The organism is Pseudomonas sp. MF08831, assembly GCF_059862645.1.
In genome coordinates, this window is sequence record NZ_JCBCUX010000020.1 from 1 (window position 1) to 16,023 (window position 16,023).

Here is a 16,023-nt window from a genome sequence, read left to right on the forward strand (position 1 = left end):
CGCCGACGCAGTGGCCAACATCAACGCTCAGACGATCAACCTCACGGCCGGGGCTCAGATTGTCCTGACAGTGGGCGGCTCTACGGTAGTTATCACACCCGATTCCGTGAACATCAAGGCTGGAACAATCAATCTCAATAAGTAGGTGTAGGCATGCCAGGAGTTGCGCGAGTAGGCATAGATTCAGCCGGTGGGGTCATCAAGGACGCCCTGGTGCCATCCGTGCTGGTCAATGGTGCACCCATTGCGGTAAAGGGGGCGGGGATTACCGGGCATGGCGCAGGCGCGCATGCCGGGCCTGTAATGATCGGCGCCAGTTCAACGGTATTTGCTGGTGGAATCCCTGTGTGTCGCGCAGGTGATGTAGCCACTTGTGGCGATCAAGCCACGGGCTCGGGCAACGTGTTTGCCGGGTAGCGCAGTTACTCAGGCGCCTTGTACTGGTCAAGCGCCCCCCGATGGATCATCACGAGCATAGGACCCATCTGACCCTCATCTTCCACCAAGTGATACTCAGGAAGGTCATTTGCCTGAATGATTTCACGCAGCATGCGGTTGAACTCCTTAAGCGAGCCAGCGCTACCACTGCGCTGATACAGCGTCTTGAAGCCCCACGTTGCCGAGTCCTTGCCAGCCGCCTTGCGGGCCAGTCTGTACACGAAGCGGCCCAGGGCCGGGTCGATCAGGAAATAGTCGGGATGCACTGTGAGCACATCCGGCTTGGTCCCCTGCGTCACCTCTTGATACATCCAATCGGCAATCTTGATCTCTACGTATTCGACTTTTTTGGTCGAGGGATTGCTGATCACCTTAAACGGGCCGATTAGGTTTTCACCCTCGGTGAGAGTGATGGGCTTGCCCTTGACCGTCTTCGTGCGCTCGATGACTACATGCGTCGTGCTGAGTCGCTGTAGGGCCGGCACCACTGCGTCTTTCTGGTTGCCACCATTGTCCTTTCGACAGAACTTGAGCACGTCGGAAATGTGTGGCTTGAATATCTGGACGGGCTTATCCCCCTTCCCGTCACGGTAGCGATTCATGGCGTCGGTCAGATGCGATACGGCCATGAGCACTATGTCGTAATCCCACACTGACGCCATACCGTATACGCCGGACGAAACCTCAACGAAACCGTCCGGCAAGTCATACCGAATGATTGAGTTGGCCCGCTTGTCCTTCTTCGACAAGCGGAAAACAGCAACATCCATCACTCCACGGCTATCCCGAGCGCCCACGTCGTACAGGGCCGGCGTAAAGAAGTCGCCTTGTTCATCGCCACGAGGCTTGGAGCGCAAGCTGGTAGGTGCCTTTTCAACGGGCTTACGTTCCGGCTTCTGTGCTTGCACCTCTTCCTTGGCCTCTGGCGCTTCCACTGCCGCTAAAAGGTCTCCCTGGGCCGCAGATTGCGCCTGCATGCGGCTCAGGCGCTGCTCCTTCCGTGTCGGCGTAGCGTTCAGGCTGCTTTTCATTGTGGGCGTTTTCCTTTCGCGCGGTGGGATCAGGCAGCGTGCAGCCGAGTAATGGTCGGCACTTCTTTGTGCTTGGCCTGCCAGAGGTCGTATGCCGACTGGCGCCCAAGCCACATATGCGCCTTGCCCAGGCCCGCCAACTCCAACCGCCACGCAAGATCAGCGCTTATGGCTGACCGGCAGTGCAGGACGCTGGACAGCTGCACCCTGGAGTAACCAAGGTGCTTGGCCAGCGCGGTCACAGTCATATTGATGTCAGGCAGCACGTCCTCGCGCAGCCCCTCCCCTGGGTGGGGTGGATTATGCATAGTCATTTGGTGTTCTCCTGTCAGTGGTAGTCGAGATAATCGACCAGCTCAACATCGGTGCCAATAAAGCGGAAAATAACCCGCCAGTTCCCCGACACGCTGACTGACCAGAATTCGGCCAGCTCGCCCTTAAGTAAATGCAAGCGCATTCCCGGCTCATCCATGTCGTCGGGCACCTTGGCAATGTCCAGTGCTGACAGCACACGCCGCAAGCGGGCAGCATGGTCAGCTCGCACACCCTTGGTGCTGCCGGTCTGATGCAGGGCTTTGAGCCCCTTATGTCGAAAAGTCTTTATCATGTGGGAAAGTGTAAAGCCTAGCCATACACCTTGCAAGCTGTTTCTGTATGGCTAGGCTTTACACTTTCTAAGTGGTGGCGCTCGCTCACTCTGGGGCGAAGGTGGGTAATTTACGCGTTTAATGCGTGTGGTCGTCCGGGCGGGCGCTATTTGCGGGGGACCAACCGTAAATTACCCACCGCTGGACGGGCCTTTCAGACGTTTTTCGTAAATTACCCACCGAATCCCGTAGAACACACACTGAGGTCCGTACATTACCCACCCTGTCCCGTAGATTACCCACCAGTCCACAGGTTTACTAACAGGCTCCGGCCAAGGACCGGCGGGCACAGCGACCGGTTATCAACAACGGGTAAAACTTAGATTAAAAACCTTAAAACTAAATAAAACCTCTATGGGTAAAGAAAACGGCTTGCGCGACGTTAACCACCCTGCAAATGGCAGAATTTCTCCCCTACTTTGGCCCCGCACAATACCCCCTGTAATTCACTCCACGGGGGCAGTCATGCCAGCTACGAATACGCTAGATTTTTCCAATGCCCAGGCTGCTGCGAAGGCGCTCAAGAAGGTCAGCCAAATCATGATTCGCGCGGGTCAGCCCGTGGTTTCATCGGAATTCAACGAGAAATCGCGCCGCGCAGCTGGCATCACGTACCGGGAAGCTACCTTGACCGTCGCAAGCGGCCAAATGGTCGTCCTTCGCGTGAACCAGACCGGTGATATTTTTCAGGTGAAACTCAACGGCGCGCATTTGCCTATCAAGAATCAAACCGATTCGGCCCAAGCCATCGGCGAAATTGCCGCGATGCTTGAAAAAAATCAGGTTTCGTTTCAAAAGGCGCAGGCTCGCAAACAGATCGCTCTCCCGAAGGGGATGAGCACCCCCACTCCAAAGCAGGCGCTTGTCTACGCTGAGCGCATCACACAGCTCGACAGCCAGATCGCTGAGCGAAAGGCAACTGTGGTGGAGCTGCAACAGCAGCTGGGGACTATGGCCGATGCGCTTCCCGCCGTAGCGGCGCCCCTACGCCCTGAGCCTATGTCGTGGCTCGGCTTCAAAATCGTGAATCAATCTTTCGTCGATGATGCCGGTCCCATCGAAGTGCCATCACGTTTTCAAATCGGCGCCGATGTGTTCCTGGGCCTGGGCCAGGCCGGTGACAAAATCGACATTGCCGCAAAGGTTATAGGCGCAAACTTCCGGGCATCTAAGGTGCATTACACTTTGGCTGTCCCGACGCAATCTGTTGGTGAGCAGCAGGTGTACGCAGTGCTCTACGACGTAGATTCGATTAACGTCGCCTCTCCGCAAGAAGTCATGCTCGATAGTGACGGCCAGTTCGCGCCTTTGGTGTCGTTTGAACCCCACAAAACGCCATCGCTGGAACGAGAGGACCAAGGGTTAGCGTGGGCCTATGTTGCTGCGCGGGAAATCGTTATGGGCGATCCGGTAATGCTCGACAGTTTGGCCACCGCAGGTGCTGTCGCACAACTGCGCGCTGCCCTTGAGGTAGTAGAAACGAATGCCCCAATTAACGAGGCTGAGGGCAACCTTGATCAGGCCGGACTTGAGCGAAGCCTTGCAAAATCATTCATCACGGCTATCACCATGCTCGACAGCATTGATGCGCCTATTACGGATGCAGGTCTGGACGAATTGATTAACATCGCCACTGTATCGGCGGCCGACGTTAGCGATATCAAGGATCAGCCGGCGCTGGCGCAACTGCTCAAGAGCGGTCTAGTAGAGACCGCCGAAGGCTTGTATATGCTGACCGACGCAGGAAAGAGTGCGCTGGAAGATGCGGGATATGATGCCTACGGCGAGCCCTTTGGCGCCCAGGATTAAACGGACGTGATTTGATACAGCCGAGCGATGTCTTCGCTCATTTTCCCCAGTGACTCGATACCGCGCTGGCGTGACATAAAGTGCGCCAGCGCGAGTATCGCAACCTCATCGTTACCGATATCAGCGGCAAGCCGGTACTTCTGCCCCTGGGTGTCGACACCATCTGATTCAATCCTTGGCCGCCACCTGGCTACGTCGTCCGCCAGGCTTATCGTGCCCATGCCTTCGGCCTCCTTGTATGCAGTGATTGCGTCCGCCAGATGCTCCTCCTTGAACAGGCAGTCGTAGTCGTTCAGCCGCAGATTCGTGACGAACGCAAACCCGTCATCAGCAGACTCCCTATACGAAATCTTATTCAGTACCACCAGGATGCCGAGAGCGTTGTTCTTGAACGCGATAAGGGTGACGGGCTGAGCACCAGCGGGACCGTACCCACCAATTGAAACCATTATTTTCATGCCAGCGGGAGCTTGAGACATTTGAAACCTCACGGAAATACATAAAAACGATGTATCTGTGTTTACATTACAGACAATCAAATGATAATGTCCTTTCCGTCGGCGGCTAGACCGCTCCAGTGAAAGGTATTAGGCAATGAGCGCTGCAAATCTTAAGCGGTTACGCATGTACGTCTGGGCTGGTGTTTTGCTCATGGCGGCGCTGTATCTCCTTGTGGTGCTCGTGTTGGGTGGCAGTGATTATGACCAGGCAGTGGCGCAGCATGAGTGGGCCTGTCAGATGATCAGAGAGGGCAGTTGGCCTCCAGATCCTGCAACCCACTGCCCTGAGCCCTTGGAAAGACTGGCCGCCAACACGCCTGTCCGGTGAGCCAAGTCGGTACGATGCGCCCCGCCAGACGGGGCTTTTTTCTGCCTGAAATAACACCATAACGCATTAACGTTAACGCGTCATAGCGTGAGAGCCCTATTGCGTTATAGCGTGATGGCGCTAGAATCGGCGGCACGTATAAATCGCCGGAGCAAACCAGATGACAGTTATTGCAGTGATGAATGGGAAAGGTGGCGCAGGGAAAACCACAATCTGCCTGGGTGTGGCGCGGGCGCTGAATTTGGTAAGCCGGGACGTCGTTCTGGTTGATTCCGACCCCCAGGGAAGCATGAGGGATTTGGCTGATGAATATCCGGACCAGCCTGTGCAGATTTACACGATTAGCCCTGCACAATTGGCTTTGCAGATTCCAAAACTGAAAAATGAAATCGTGATTATCGACGGTAGCGCCAAGGCGTCCGACCTGGCTAAGAAAACCATCGCTGTTGCTGACATCATCCTGATCCCCGTCCAGCCTTCTCCCTTGGATGTGTGGGCAACTGCCGAAACCGTAGGGTTGATCCAGGACTATCAAGACGCTCAGCGGGCTACGGGCAAAAAGCCCGTTCGCGCGTACTTTGTCGTCTCGCGCGCAATTGGCAATTCCAAGCTCAGCCAGAGCATCGCAAACACTCTTAAGGGGTACGGGTTCCCTGTACTGAATACTCGCCTTGTGTCACGCACTGCGCACCCTAACGCACAGGCTTCGGGCAAGACACCGCTGGACACTCAGCCTGGCGGGCTGGCTGCTCGGGAGTTGCGCGCCTTGCGCGATGAGATCCTGACGCTGATCGCTTAGCAATTAGACGTTAAGGCGCTACATGCACTATGATGCGCGAAACGCCGTAACGTTAAATAGGTAGGTGAATTATGACTGGTGAATTGAAGATAAAGCAGCGTACACGTCCAGCTGAGGAAGCTTCCGCTAGTGTGGATGCCACCGCCGGCCGCACAAACGCCAAGTCAGCACCGGCAGTCATCAAGCTGGGCGCCAAAGAGCGTCTAAATAGCTATTTGACCCCGGAACAGAAGCGCAAGGTACGTCTGCTGGCGATTCAGCGCGACAGTGATATCTCCGAAGTCGTTGGATGGCTTATCGATCAGGCCGAAACCCCGACGTTCTAGATTTGCCGAAACACCCAAGGGGCGCCAGATGGCGCCCTTTTTTGTGTCAGCGATTCGGCGCAAACCGCTGGCCAGGGGCTGGCAAAACCGACGTTATCGTGGCTGCTTTCAGGGAGCGGCTTTGATGACAGACGTTTTTAGCAATCTCCAAAGCGCCGCGCATGCCGGCGCTTTTGGCGTGGGCTCGCAAGCGAACCCTACGCCCGCGCAGATCCGCGCCGGTAACTACGCCAAGGGCAGTTTCCGCATGCACGGGCTGCGTATAACCATCGAGACGCCCATGTATCAGTCCCGTCGGGGTAAGGAAGACGGTGTGCCCTGGTCAGTCACCTGCATGGCGCACTACGGCTATGTGAACGGCACCAAGGGCGCCGACGGAGACGCTGTAGACGTGTTCGTCGGTCCTGCTCCTGAGAGCCTGCGCGTATTCGTAGTCAACCAGCGCGCGAAAGACGGCTCGTTTGATGAGCACAAAGTGTTGCTTGGCTTCACTGACCAGGAACAAGCCTGCACCGCCTACACGAACTCCTATGAGAAGGGCTGGGCCGGCCTGGGCAGTGTGGCGGCGTGCACCATCAAGCAATTCAAGTATTGGCTCCGGCATGGCGATTTGAGCCAGCCATTGAGCCCTGAATTACCCAATATTCCAAAAGATGAGGCCTTGAGCATGACCGACGTACTGACGCGCTGGGGCGCTGACTTCCTTCCCGTGGGCGAAACCGTGGGCGCCGTGCTGTACCAGCTGCGCCGCGCGGACACTTCGGCCCTGATGATGGATAGCGCCACCCTGGCCGATATCAGCGAGAGCCTGGGCGACGGTGGTGAAATGCTCGATGCCATGGTTATCGAGTACAAGCAGTTTGAACGCAAGGCTGGCCAGCTGCTGCGCGTGATGCAGGCGGCGACCTCCCAAGTAAAGGCTGTGAGCGTTGAAGTGAGCAAGCCATTCAAGAATCGCGGCACCACCCAGGTGGCGATGCTGTTCGTCATGGATGACGGCCAGAGCGTCTCAGTGTTCTTTCACAACCCGGATAGCACGCCGAACAAGCTCATGCCGGCCGACGAACTGATCAGCTGGAAGTGGGTACTCAACAAGCTCGATATCACGGCAGTTGTGGCGCCTGAGCGCGGCCAGGACTTGAGCCCGCGTGTGGTTGCCCGGCGAATCATGGCCCTGGTGCAGAAGAACAGCGCGAAGTTCATCAAGGCGAACGAGGGCAAGGCTGAGCGTAGTGCGGCGCTGGAAGCACAGAAAGCGGCCGTGGAGGCCAAAACTACCGAGCTGGCGGACTTGGACAGCCAGATTGTTGAGCTGCAAGCCCAGCTTGAGCAGAAGAAATCAGCGCCTGTACAGCCAGTCGTCGCGGCCAAAGTGCCAACTGCTGATGAGTTCAACGAGGCTTATCCCGCTTGGGAAACAGCAATGATCGAAGCCTTGGCCCTGCTGATGGGGATTTCTGACGGTGATGCCCAGGGCGTGGCCATGGCCCAGGACGACCTGGTAAGCCAATTGCACGTTGATAAAAAGACCCCCGAGGAAGCCGCGCAGGCTGTTGCGGACGCTGCGCGAGGCGCAATTGCTGAGCCTCCAGCCGCCACGCCCGAAATAGATGATTCGTCGGCGATTCTGCAAGGTCCAGCCGGGCCGGTGACGGTCGCCAAAACCAAATACGTGGAAACCGGCGAGTGGGGCGTGAGCTGGGCCAGTACCCATATCGCCACGGCGGCAAACAAGGCTGATGGTTTGGCTATCGCAGCGAGAGTTATTGCGTCTGGCGCTGACAACATCGCTGATATGCGGGCCGCAGCTGCTGACACTGAGCCAGCGCCTGATACCTCTTCGGCGCCGAAATCAGTATTCCTTAGCGCTACCCTGGTGTGGTCGGAAGGCAGTCACGACGAAAACAAGGAATTCTCCACCCTGGCGGACCTGGAGGCGTGGTTTAAATCGACCTATGGCCCCGGCGACATGGCGGAAATCGCTAGCAACGGCGGTTACAGTAAAAACAAACTGGTCATTCGCATTGCGGATGAAAGCGGTCAGGCTCGCGAGGATACGACGCGTGTTGACGTCTCCGGCCTCAAGGGTGATTTTGATCCATCCCGGCAGACCGTGGCGCAGTACCTTTCAGAAAATGGTTTCGGTGGTTTCAGCGCTGGCATGACGCAAATTGTTGATTCCGCTCCCACAGGCCAAGAGCCCGCCAGCGTTGACCCTAAGCCCCTAGTTGAACCTGAAAAGGTTGATCCTGCTCCTACAGGTGCAGACGATCATCAAGACGAGGATACGAGCACCATTGAGGCCGAGGGCCGTGACAACACTGTAAAGACCGCCAAGGGTACAAAGGTCGTTACTGGCTTCAAGGTGATCGAGGCGAAAAACCTCGTTATCAGCCACGAGGCGGACGGCACCGTAAACCCGGACTACCCGGCTGAAATTCAACCCCGAGACCGTGCACGGGCAACGTCGCAGGCCTGGGTGCAGAAAACCGCTCGCAACCTGGACCCGGACAGCCTGGGCCGTACCCAGCGCGCCGACAGCGGTGCGCCTATCGTTGGCGCTGACCGCGTTGTTGAATCGGGCAACGGCCGCGCCATGGCGGTACGTGAGGCCTATCGTATCGGCCAGGCGGATGAGTACCGCGAGTGGCTGCTGGAAAACGCGGAGTACTTCGGCGTCGACCCGGCCAAGATCCAACGCATGAAAGCGCCCGTGCTGGTGCGTGTGCGCAAAACCGACGTGAACCGGGTTGAGTTTGCTGTCGAATCCAACCAGGACGACAAACTGGCGATGACGGCCACGGAAAAGGCCCGCAGCGATGCCAAGCGCCTGGATACGGCCATGTTGTCGAAGTTGGCAGACGGCGACCTCAATAGCGCCGCCAACCGTGACTTTGTAGCGGCGTTCCTGCAATCCCTGGGCGATGCTGAGGCCGCGCAGTACCTGACCAGCGACGGAAACCCGACATCCAGCCTCATCAGCCGTCTACAGGCCGCCCTGTTCGCTGGCGCCTACTCTGATGACCGTCTGCTTGAAATGACCGCGGACCAGGCCAAGCCAGAGATTGCCAACATCGTCAACGCGTTGAATAGTGCCGCGCCTGACTTCATGCGTGCCAAGGAGCAGGATCGTGTGGGCACCGAGCGGGCCGGTGAGCAGGTCACTGACTCCCTGGAGCTGTCGCTCAACCAAGAGGCTGTAAACGCCATCATTGGCGCCACCAACGTGCTGCGCCAGGCCAAAGAGGCCGGTATGGGCCTGGATGAGTTCTTGCGCCAAGGCGACATGTTCGGCGGTACCGACCCGGCCGTGGCGGCAATGGCCGTGTTCATCAGCGCCAACAACCGCAGCGCCAAGCGTATGAGCACTGCATTCAAGGCTATGGCTCAGTTCGTTGAGAGCGAGAACGTGCGCAAGCAGACTGCCGGATTGTTTGGTGATGAGCCGGCGAGCTTTACCGATATCGTCGGCGCCGCCAACCGCAAACTGGAGCAGGAATATGGTGAGGGCATGTTTGCTATCGACCAAGCCGACATGTTCAGCCCAGCGCCGCCAGTCAGCCCGCCTGCACCAGAAGTGCCGCCGGTGACTGAGCCTGAGGAACCCCAAGAGCCGAGTGCCGAGGATGCGTTGCAGAAGGCCAAGGCTTACCTGGACGACATCATTGGCGGCACGACTGACCTGGGTAGCCCTGGCGACGTGCTCAAGGAGCTGGAACGGATCTATGCCGCCTATGGTGAGGATTCGTTGAGTGAGCTGTTTGTAGAGGCTTCGGACGCCTTCCGTGATTACGCGCTTAAAGCCACCGCTGGCGCTTTCTAACCCCAATCAATAGAGCCCTGCCCCAGGGCTCTATCCATCACTTACTCAGGGCGTATACCTCATGGCACAAGAAATTCTATTGGACGCAGGCCTTACCGCCGCAAAATCTTCATCGGTTACTGTTGCTGCTGGGCAGACGGCAACACTGGGCCTGTACAGTCTCACAGGTGACGAAAAATCAGTATTTCCGGCATTCCCGGTGCTGCTGGCGACACCGGGCGTTGAAAACCGAATGGACTACCTCAGCACCGAAAAGCGCCAGATTGTCGTCGGGCCAGGCACTTACCGTGTGCAGCGCTTCGAATACAAAGGCCTCCCCTACGGCGTTTTTGCCGAGAAATAAGGCTATAAACCGGCCTATTAAGCCCGCCGAATGCGGGCTTTTTTGTGGGCGCCGTTTAGCGCTCTAGCGCTGTGACGTATTAGCGCTATAACTCATTAGCGTTAAAAAGTTATTGATCATTAGGCACGTTGTGCCTATTATGATGCCAAGCCGAACGAAGCGGCGCCAATCATCATCGGAGCAAAATCAATGACCTGCACAGCACCCTCCACGCTTAACGTGGGTACCGACCGCCAAAACGCAATCCTCAACGCCATGCTTGCGGCGATCACCTCGGCCCCCACTGACTGGCAGGACATCAGCAAGGCTGTTGGTGAGCAGGTGAAAATCAGAAGCAACGGCTGGGCGTCTGTACGTGGCCTTCTGCAATGGCTCATGAATAACGCCTATGTGGCACGGGCGCCGTTCGATCCCAATGCTGGCGAGTGCTACGTACGTTTGCCGCGATAACCGCCCAACCCCTCCCCCAACCCCCTTAACTGGGGGTGTGTCAGTAGAAGTGCGGCGATATTCGCGCCCTCGGAATAGACGGAATCAGTGATGAGTAGCCCAGCAGCCTTGCCTTCGACATTCAGCTACGCACCAGAACATGCAGCAGTAGGCGCGAATGACTGCGCGCTGTCGGAACTCGTCGAGGGTTTCAGCGCTGCACTGCGCCAGATGAGCGCTCAGGAAGAACTTACTCACCATCTGTTCGATGCCCCTCGGGCCGCTGATGTGGTGCGCTTGAATGACAAGGCAACCGTGCACCAGAAGAACCATGGCTGGATGACACCAGCTGAGGCCCGTCAACGCATTGAGGCGTGGAGCGAGCATTGCGCCGCTCAAGGGATGACTGGCGCGAACGCGGATAAGGTCGTGCTGTCGTTGTTCGACAAGTCCGGCGCCTGGTCGCGGCCTTGGGAAGAGGCTGGCTATCAGGTTTACCGTTTTGATATCCAAGAGAACCCGGAAATTGGTGATGTGAACAAGTTCGACGTGGATTTCTTCTCTGACTGGTTTGGCGACTTCGGCGGGCTCGACATCTACGCAATCCTTGCTGCATGCCCGTGCACGGACTTCGCTCGGTCGGGTGCCCGGCACTTTGCCGCAAAGGATGCGGACGGCCGCACAGCGGCGTCGGTGCAGCTGGTGCACCAAACCCTGCGGGTGATTGAGTACTTCCGTCCGGCGCTGTGGGCGCTGGAGAACCCTGTGGGGCGTATTGAGCGCTTGGGCGGCCTGCCGTCGTGGCGCCTGTCGTTTGATCCCTTCCACGTTGGTGACACGTACACCAAGAAGACGCTCATTTGGGGGCGCTTCAATGCCGATTTGCCGGTGGCCCCTGTTGACCCGGTGGAAGGCTCCAAGATGCACCGCATGTACGGCGGCAGCAGCTTGGCCACCAAAAACGCCAGAAGTGTCACGCCCGAAGGCTTTGCATATGCGTTCTTCATGGCCAACAACGCAGTTGACCACCCTCAGCTGGCGATATCTGGCAAGTATGACCGCCTGTGCGCTCGCCTGATCGGTGAGGCCGTCAAGGCTGGGCTTTCGGCCTCGGATGTCGATGAGCTGGTGGCTGACGCCTATTACATGGACCTGGACGATGCTGGCGCTGAGCAGGCGCTGCGCGATGAACTGGCAGGGTTAGGCGTGAAGCTGGACACCTACGCGGATGAGGCCGGGCAGCTCGCTATGTGGCTCTAGATAACTCTTTAGCGTTTTAACTCTTTTGAGTTAAAGCGTTAAATAGTTGTTGATAAATAGGCACATCGTGCCTATTATCATTCCAAGGCAAACGAAGCCACCACAGTCCTGGAGCAAGCCCGATGACCACCAATCAAAAGAACATCAGCAAGTTTGTACAGCTGGCTCGTCGCCAAAACACGATGTACGTGAAAAGCCTAAAGCTGGGGTATCCGTCTTGCGAGTTCGACTTTGTGCAAAAGCGCCGCATGTATATGGCCTGCGCTCGCGAGGTAAAAGCGAATCCAAATTTGTAGCCCCTCAATTGGGGCTTTCCCGGTACCAACACACGGACAACGGAGTAACGCAAGATGGCAAACCAGTACGACAGCGATGCATACAGGCTCGGGTATACGGCTTGCGAACGAGGCGACGAATACCGAAACCCATTTACGCATGACACTGAGGAGGAGCAGCACAACGACTTTAACGAGGGATGGAGTGACGCCGAACTAGACCTTAACGACGCTTAACCTCAAGCCCCTTAACTGGGGCTTTGCCAGTACAACCTGACGGAGTAGGACCGCATGACCGATAAACGAAATGCCCGTGAAACAATCGCTGCCGTAGCTGAATGGCTGGGTTATCAAGAAGAGCAGTTGTCGTATGGACTTCGCTCGCCCGAAGACGCCCTTAAGCTGCACGCTTACTGGGAGGCGCGCCCGGACACGCTGCCTGAAATGGCTGATGAAGATTTTGACGATGAGGGCGAGGATATTTGCGCCCACCGCATTGCGGCGGTTGGTTATGACCCGATGTATGACGCCAACCCTAATAATTGAAAGCCAAGCCCGCCGTCGTGCGGGCTGAGCCAGTACCAACATAAGGAGATTCACCCATGCCAGCACCTAAGCGCCCTACCGCCGCCCAGCTTCAACAGCAGTGTGATAAGTGGAACGTCGCGAACCAAGTCGGCACCACTGTATCGTTTGAAGAGCTTGTAGGCCGTGGCGAAACCTTTCGCGGTAAGTCGGCCAGTGAGGCCCAGGTGATGGGCGGCCACTCCGCTGTCATCTGGCTGGAAGGCAAGAGCGGCTGTGTAGACTTAGGGCACTGCACAGCAGTTGCTGCCGAGGTCGTGGGCGCATAAACGCTTAGCGCTGTAACAACCCCCTTGATTGGGGGGTTTCAGGTATCAGCAAAGGAAAACCCGAATGAGCTTTAACCACCTACATGGCGCCAAGCCGGACGCAGCCCTGCATAAGCCAGACGCTGCGTACATGCGCGAGCTGGTGAAAGCGACCGGCCTGAGCCAGGCGGACGCCGCGAGCGCTATCGGTATCAGTGAGCGCGCCATGCGCAACTACCTGAGCACTGCCAAAGATACGTTTCGAGAGGCGCCCTATTCGATCCAGTACACCCTGGAGCAGTTGGCCGCTTTCCCACCAGGTGGCGAATCATGAAAAAGAATCAAATGGAGGCCATCAAGCAGCTGGAGGCGGCGCTACTACGCATAAAACGCGCGGGCCTGGTGCTGGTCGGAATCGACAGCAATCTGCACGTCACAGTGGCAGACGAAGCCCTTCAAGACGAAATCCGTGCCACCTCGTCCTGCGAGGCGATCCTGGCGCGTGCCAATGGCGATCATGAGGACACAGACACGGTTAAGACCTACGGTGTCTATCTCGACAGCGGAGGCGCATAACCATGGCCAATCCTGTAAAGAGAACGCTGTTACAGCGCTTGTTCCGTGGCGGCCTGGGGCGGCCACTGGTCAATTTGTGGATTGAAACGCGCGAATGTTGTGATGGCCAGCGCATTACCGATACCAAGTTGAATTTGGGTCGCTATACGGTGCTGCGCTGGCAGAGCATACGCACTGACCTCGATGTATTGGACCGAAGCTGAAAGGAGCGCCGTTATGGCCACCTCGCTGTGCACCGTCTGCAACAACCCAATGGTCGAGGGGCAGGCCTTTAACGGCATGCGCCGTGCCCATTGGGACTGTGCCGAGGGCTCGCCCCTGCTGACATCGCTATTCAACCGGCGAGCGCCTGAGAGCCAGCTGGCGCTCGACAAGGTGAAAGCCGGTATCAATGCGCCAATAGACCGCCCGGCGCCGCGCGTGCCAGAACCTGGGCCTACATCCGCTGATGTTCGGCGTGCAGGTATGAGCGAAGCTGCCCGGCAAGTCGAATCCCGACGCTGGATCGAGGTTTCGCGCAGTCCCGAAAACGGAAAGACCAGGATCGGTCTGGAGTGCCCATTCTGCTACGCCATTGTTCGGGCCTATGTCTGGTCGTTGCCCAACGGCAAGCGTTGCGAGTGCGGCGCTTATCACGGCCGCGCGCTATCCACCCATTGGAGTCAGGCCAAGGCCGGCTGATAGGAACCCATGCCATGCCGAACTCTTTCAAAGGCGCTGCCGTCTACCTGAGTGCTACCGATATCGAGGCGCTGCACCATGCCCAGGACCATCTGTCTACACAGTTGGAGTCGACCAGTACTGAGGTACCGGAGTTGTTACAGGCGCTGGCCGGGGTTCATGCGATTCTCAGTAAGGTCACTCAAGCGCAGCGAACTCGTGCACGTAGTAGCGCCGTGGCAAAGGCGCTCAAGGTAGCCGAAAGCGATTGATAAGCCGCAATACCACACCAAACCAACAGGAAAGGAACTGCCGCCATGAAGAAGCCTTCGCACGCCTTAAGCCGAGCCGACTGGCAGGCGCTCTATGATGATAAAGCCGCCTTAATCAAATCCCCGGAGGCGCACCAGGTCGCGCTGGACGAACTTGCGGGCACCTTGCGCGCCCAAGGCGTGATAGATGACGGTGAGCTGGCCGATCTGGCCGAACAAGCCAGCGCGGCCTATCAGTGGGGTGTGGAGGAACAGCTGAGCGCTGAGTCAAACCCGCCGGAAGACCATTAAGCACAACGGAGTAAGGGCCGTGGCTGAGCACACCCCGCAACAACTGGCGGCTTATGCCGAGGTCAGCGACGCCCTGGACGTAGAAGGCTACGGCGATCTGCTGACGGGCCAAGCGGTCGACGTGCGCGACGCGGTGGCACAGATGCAGTTGGACGCCGAGCAGATGGCTGAGCGGGCCGCACGGCTGCATCGGTTGTTGGCCGGAGCTGACGCCCAGGCCGCCCAAGAACGCCGCGCGGCCGAGCAGGAATAGTCCGCGCGTTACCCATAACGAACCGAGCCGAAAGGAACCCCCGCCATGCCGACCACCGCCATGCAAAAGCTGGCTGGCGAGCAAATCGCCTTTGAACGGATTATCCAAGGGATTTGCACGTGGCGCCCGGACTTGCAGCCGGAGGAAGTCAAAGAGCGCATTCAGCGCCTGGCTGAAGCGAACGTGCACACGCATCGCCAATGGGCTGAGTCGTGTCAGATGCGAGCGCGCGAAGGCGAGCCGATGCCATGGGAAGAAGGCGCGCCGGGGTGACGCCGCGTTACCCATAACGAACCGAACTGAAAGGAACCCAATTTATGCAGACTGAACAATCCCCACCCCCCCGCCAGCCTATCGTGCGCCGCTATTTCTTCGGCATGACCAGCCATATCGAGTTGGCATGCGGCCATAGCCGTGATGAACGCGTGATGTGGGCCGGTAGCGATGTTGCGCCAGGTGAAGCGACGACCTGTTTTGATTGTGGCCTGGTGGCCGCTGGCCTGATGCCGACCGAAGAACAGTTGCAAGCGTTCCGCCGTAAGCACGGGACGGAGTGACCCGCCGCGTTACCAATAACGCTTTATATGTTCAATGCAATGTAACGATTACTAAAACCGCCAGAGATAAAACGATATGTCAAAAACCCTTTTGCAAGGCCCGAAGTTTGAAGCCAAGGACTGTGCCCACTGCGCCGGTACCCGTGTGCGATCAGGGGAGCCCTGCCCCCGATGCAATGGTGCGGGGGCGTTTCTAACCAGGCGCGGCCGTGCTGCGCGAGCGTACATGAACACCCTGCTGGTGAAACCGGGCGCCGAAACGGTCGTGGGGGATGTGATTTGGTTCCCGGTCGGGGGCGTGAAGGTGGCCAGCGCTGTCTTGCGTGTTGAGCACGGCGTGGGCTCAACTGAACGCATCCGGCTGTATGGGCTGCGCCGCATGAAGAATGAAGAAATCGCTTTCACTGTGGCCGCCCATGGCACGGTAGAGCTGGCGCACACTCCCCAGGAGCTGGAAGAGGTGCGCTTGAAGGTCGAGGCGTACCAGGCCAGCCTGACCAAGACGGGAAGCGTATCGCGGCGCCGGCGCTTGCCGTCCTGGTCGATGCGAGTTGCGTAGATGACGCAAAGCCG

General features: G+C 57.8%; 25 protein-coding genes. 21 read left to right on the forward strand and 4 right to left on the reverse strand.

Features of this window, described 5'->3' with window-relative positions:
* Positions 1–153 precede the first annotated feature (153 nt).
* Complete coding sequence (locus tag AC19YS_RS29415; RefSeq protein WP_500603272.1) at positions 154–417, forward strand: PAAR domain-containing protein; 264 nt, start codon at positions 154–156, stop codon at positions 415–417.
* A gap of 5 nt (positions 418–422) precedes the next feature.
* On the opposite strand, the gene AC19YS_RS29420 is transcribed toward AC19YS_RS29415, so the two are convergent.
* The 3 genes from AC19YS_RS29420 to AC19YS_RS29430 are packed head-to-tail and all read right to left on the reverse strand — an operon-like array spanning position 423 to position 2,076.
* Positions 423–1,469, reverse strand: coding sequence for a replication initiator protein A (locus tag AC19YS_RS29420; protein ID WP_500603273.1), 1,047 nt, complete (start codon positions 1,467–1,469; stop codon positions 423–425).
* A gap of 29 nt (positions 1,470–1,498) precedes the next feature.
* On the reverse strand, positions 1,499–1,783 hold the full coding sequence (locus tag AC19YS_RS29425) for a HigA family addiction module antitoxin (RefSeq protein ID WP_500603274.1): 285 nt from the start codon (positions 1,781–1,783) through the stop codon (positions 1,499–1,501).
* 14 nt (positions 1,784–1,797) lie between these two features.
* The gene (locus AC19YS_RS29430) at positions 1,798–2,076 is read right to left on the reverse strand and encodes a type II toxin-antitoxin system RelE/ParE family toxin (protein ID WP_500603275.1); all 279 of its coding nucleotides are present in this window, start codon (positions 2,074–2,076) and stop codon (positions 1,798–1,800) included.
* A 505-nt stretch (positions 2,077–2,581) separates the two neighbouring features.
* Here AC19YS_RS29430 and AC19YS_RS29435 point away from each other — a divergent pair.
* Positions 2,582–3,925, forward strand: coding sequence for a defense against restriction DarA-related protein (locus tag AC19YS_RS29435; protein ID WP_500603276.1), 1,344 nt, complete (start codon positions 2,582–2,584; stop codon positions 3,923–3,925).
* On the opposite strand, the gene AC19YS_RS29440 is transcribed toward AC19YS_RS29435, so the two are convergent.
* Entirely contained in the window at positions 3,922–4,404 is a 483-nt protein-coding gene (locus AC19YS_RS29440) for a hypothetical protein (RefSeq protein WP_500603278.1), read from the reverse strand. The genes AC19YS_RS29435 and AC19YS_RS29440 overlap by 4 nt on opposite strands.
* A gap of 509 nt (positions 4,405–4,913) precedes the next feature.
* Between AC19YS_RS29440 and parA the strand changes: the two genes are divergently transcribed.
* The 19 genes from parA to AC19YS_RS29535 all read left to right on the forward strand — a co-directional run bounded on the left by parA (position 4,914) and on the right by AC19YS_RS29535 (position 16,009).
* Positions 4,914–5,552, forward strand: coding sequence for a ParA family partition ATPase (parA, locus tag AC19YS_RS29445; protein WP_500603279.1), 639 nt, complete (start codon positions 4,914–4,916; stop codon positions 5,550–5,552).
* Between the two features lie 71 nt (positions 5,553–5,623).
* A complete protein-coding gene (locus tag AC19YS_RS29450) occupies positions 5,624–5,878 on the forward strand; it encodes a hypothetical protein (protein ID WP_500603280.1) in 255 nt (84 codons plus the stop codon).
* Positions 5,879–6,002: 124 nt separating this feature from the next.
* Positions 6,003–9,701 carry a pyrophosphatase-like OB fold-containing protein gene (locus tag AC19YS_RS29455; protein ID WP_500603281.1) on the forward strand — a complete coding sequence of 1,233 codons (3,699 nt, stop codon included), beginning with the start codon at positions 6,003–6,005 and terminating at the stop codon, positions 9,699–9,701.
* Between the two features lie 61 nt (positions 9,702–9,762).
* Entirely contained in the window at positions 9,763–10,044 is a 282-nt protein-coding gene (locus AC19YS_RS29460) for a hypothetical protein (RefSeq protein WP_500603282.1), read from the forward strand.
* Positions 10,045–10,233: 189 nt separating this feature from the next.
* On the forward strand, positions 10,234–10,494 hold the full coding sequence (locus AC19YS_RS29465) for a hypothetical protein (protein ID WP_500603283.1): 261 nt from the start codon (positions 10,234–10,236) through the stop codon (positions 10,492–10,494).
* Between the two features lie 90 nt (positions 10,495–10,584).
* Positions 10,585–11,733 carry a DNA cytosine methyltransferase gene (locus AC19YS_RS29470; RefSeq protein ID WP_500603284.1) on the forward strand — a complete coding sequence of 383 codons (1,149 nt, stop codon included), beginning with the start codon at positions 10,585–10,587 and terminating at the stop codon, positions 11,731–11,733.
* Positions 11,734–11,855: 122 nt separating this feature from the next.
* Positions 11,856–12,029 (forward strand): hypothetical protein, encoded by a 174-nt coding sequence (locus AC19YS_RS29475; protein ID WP_500603285.1) that lies wholly within the window; start codon positions 11,856–11,858, stop codon positions 12,027–12,029.
* Positions 12,030–12,299: 270 nt separating this feature from the next.
* On the forward strand, positions 12,300–12,554 hold the full coding sequence (locus AC19YS_RS29480; RefSeq protein ID WP_500603286.1) for a hypothetical protein: 255 nt from the start codon (positions 12,300–12,302) through the stop codon (positions 12,552–12,554).
* Between the two features lie 56 nt (positions 12,555–12,610).
* The gene (locus AC19YS_RS29485; protein WP_500603287.1) at positions 12,611–12,862 is read left to right on the forward strand and encodes a hypothetical protein; all 252 of its coding nucleotides are present in this window, start codon (positions 12,611–12,613) and stop codon (positions 12,860–12,862) included.
* A 64-nt stretch (positions 12,863–12,926) separates the two neighbouring features.
* Positions 12,927–13,175, forward strand: a complete 249-nt coding sequence (locus tag AC19YS_RS29490; RefSeq protein WP_500603288.1) for a helix-turn-helix domain-containing protein — start codon at positions 12,927–12,929, stop codon at positions 13,173–13,175.
* On the forward strand, positions 13,172–13,417 hold the full coding sequence (locus AC19YS_RS29495) for a hypothetical protein (RefSeq protein ID WP_500603289.1): 246 nt from the start codon (positions 13,172–13,174) through the stop codon (positions 13,415–13,417). Before AC19YS_RS29490 ends, AC19YS_RS29495 begins: the two co-directional genes overlap by 4 nt.
* A gap of 2 nt (positions 13,418–13,419) precedes the next feature.
* Positions 13,420–13,620, forward strand: a complete 201-nt coding sequence (locus AC19YS_RS29500) for a hypothetical protein (RefSeq protein WP_500603291.1) — start codon at positions 13,420–13,422, stop codon at positions 13,618–13,620.
* A gap of 13 nt (positions 13,621–13,633) precedes the next feature.
* Positions 13,634–14,098 carry a hypothetical protein gene (locus AC19YS_RS29505; RefSeq protein WP_500603292.1) on the forward strand — a complete coding sequence of 155 codons (465 nt, stop codon included), beginning with the start codon at positions 13,634–13,636 and terminating at the stop codon, positions 14,096–14,098.
* A gap of 14 nt (positions 14,099–14,112) precedes the next feature.
* A complete protein-coding gene (locus AC19YS_RS29510; protein ID WP_500603293.1) occupies positions 14,113–14,349 on the forward strand; it encodes a hypothetical protein in 237 nt (78 codons plus the stop codon).
* 45 nt (positions 14,350–14,394) lie between these two features.
* Entirely contained in the window at positions 14,395–14,640 is a 246-nt protein-coding gene (locus tag AC19YS_RS29515; RefSeq protein WP_500603294.1) for a hypothetical protein, read from the forward strand.
* Between the two features lie 19 nt (positions 14,641–14,659).
* Positions 14,660–14,893, forward strand: coding sequence for a hypothetical protein (locus AC19YS_RS29520; RefSeq protein WP_500603295.1), 234 nt, complete (start codon positions 14,660–14,662; stop codon positions 14,891–14,893).
* A 45-nt stretch (positions 14,894–14,938) separates the two neighbouring features.
* A complete protein-coding gene (locus AC19YS_RS29525; RefSeq protein ID WP_500603296.1) occupies positions 14,939–15,166 on the forward strand; it encodes a hypothetical protein in 228 nt (75 codons plus the stop codon).
* A 44-nt stretch (positions 15,167–15,210) separates the two neighbouring features.
* Positions 15,211–15,450 carry a hypothetical protein gene (locus AC19YS_RS29530; RefSeq protein WP_500603297.1) on the forward strand — a complete coding sequence of 80 codons (240 nt, stop codon included), beginning with the start codon at positions 15,211–15,213 and terminating at the stop codon, positions 15,448–15,450.
* Positions 15,451–15,676: 226 nt separating this feature from the next.
* On the forward strand, positions 15,677–16,009 hold the full coding sequence (locus AC19YS_RS29535; RefSeq protein WP_500603298.1) for a hypothetical protein: 333 nt from the start codon (positions 15,677–15,679) through the stop codon (positions 16,007–16,009).
* Positions 16,010–16,023 lie beyond the last annotated feature (14 nt).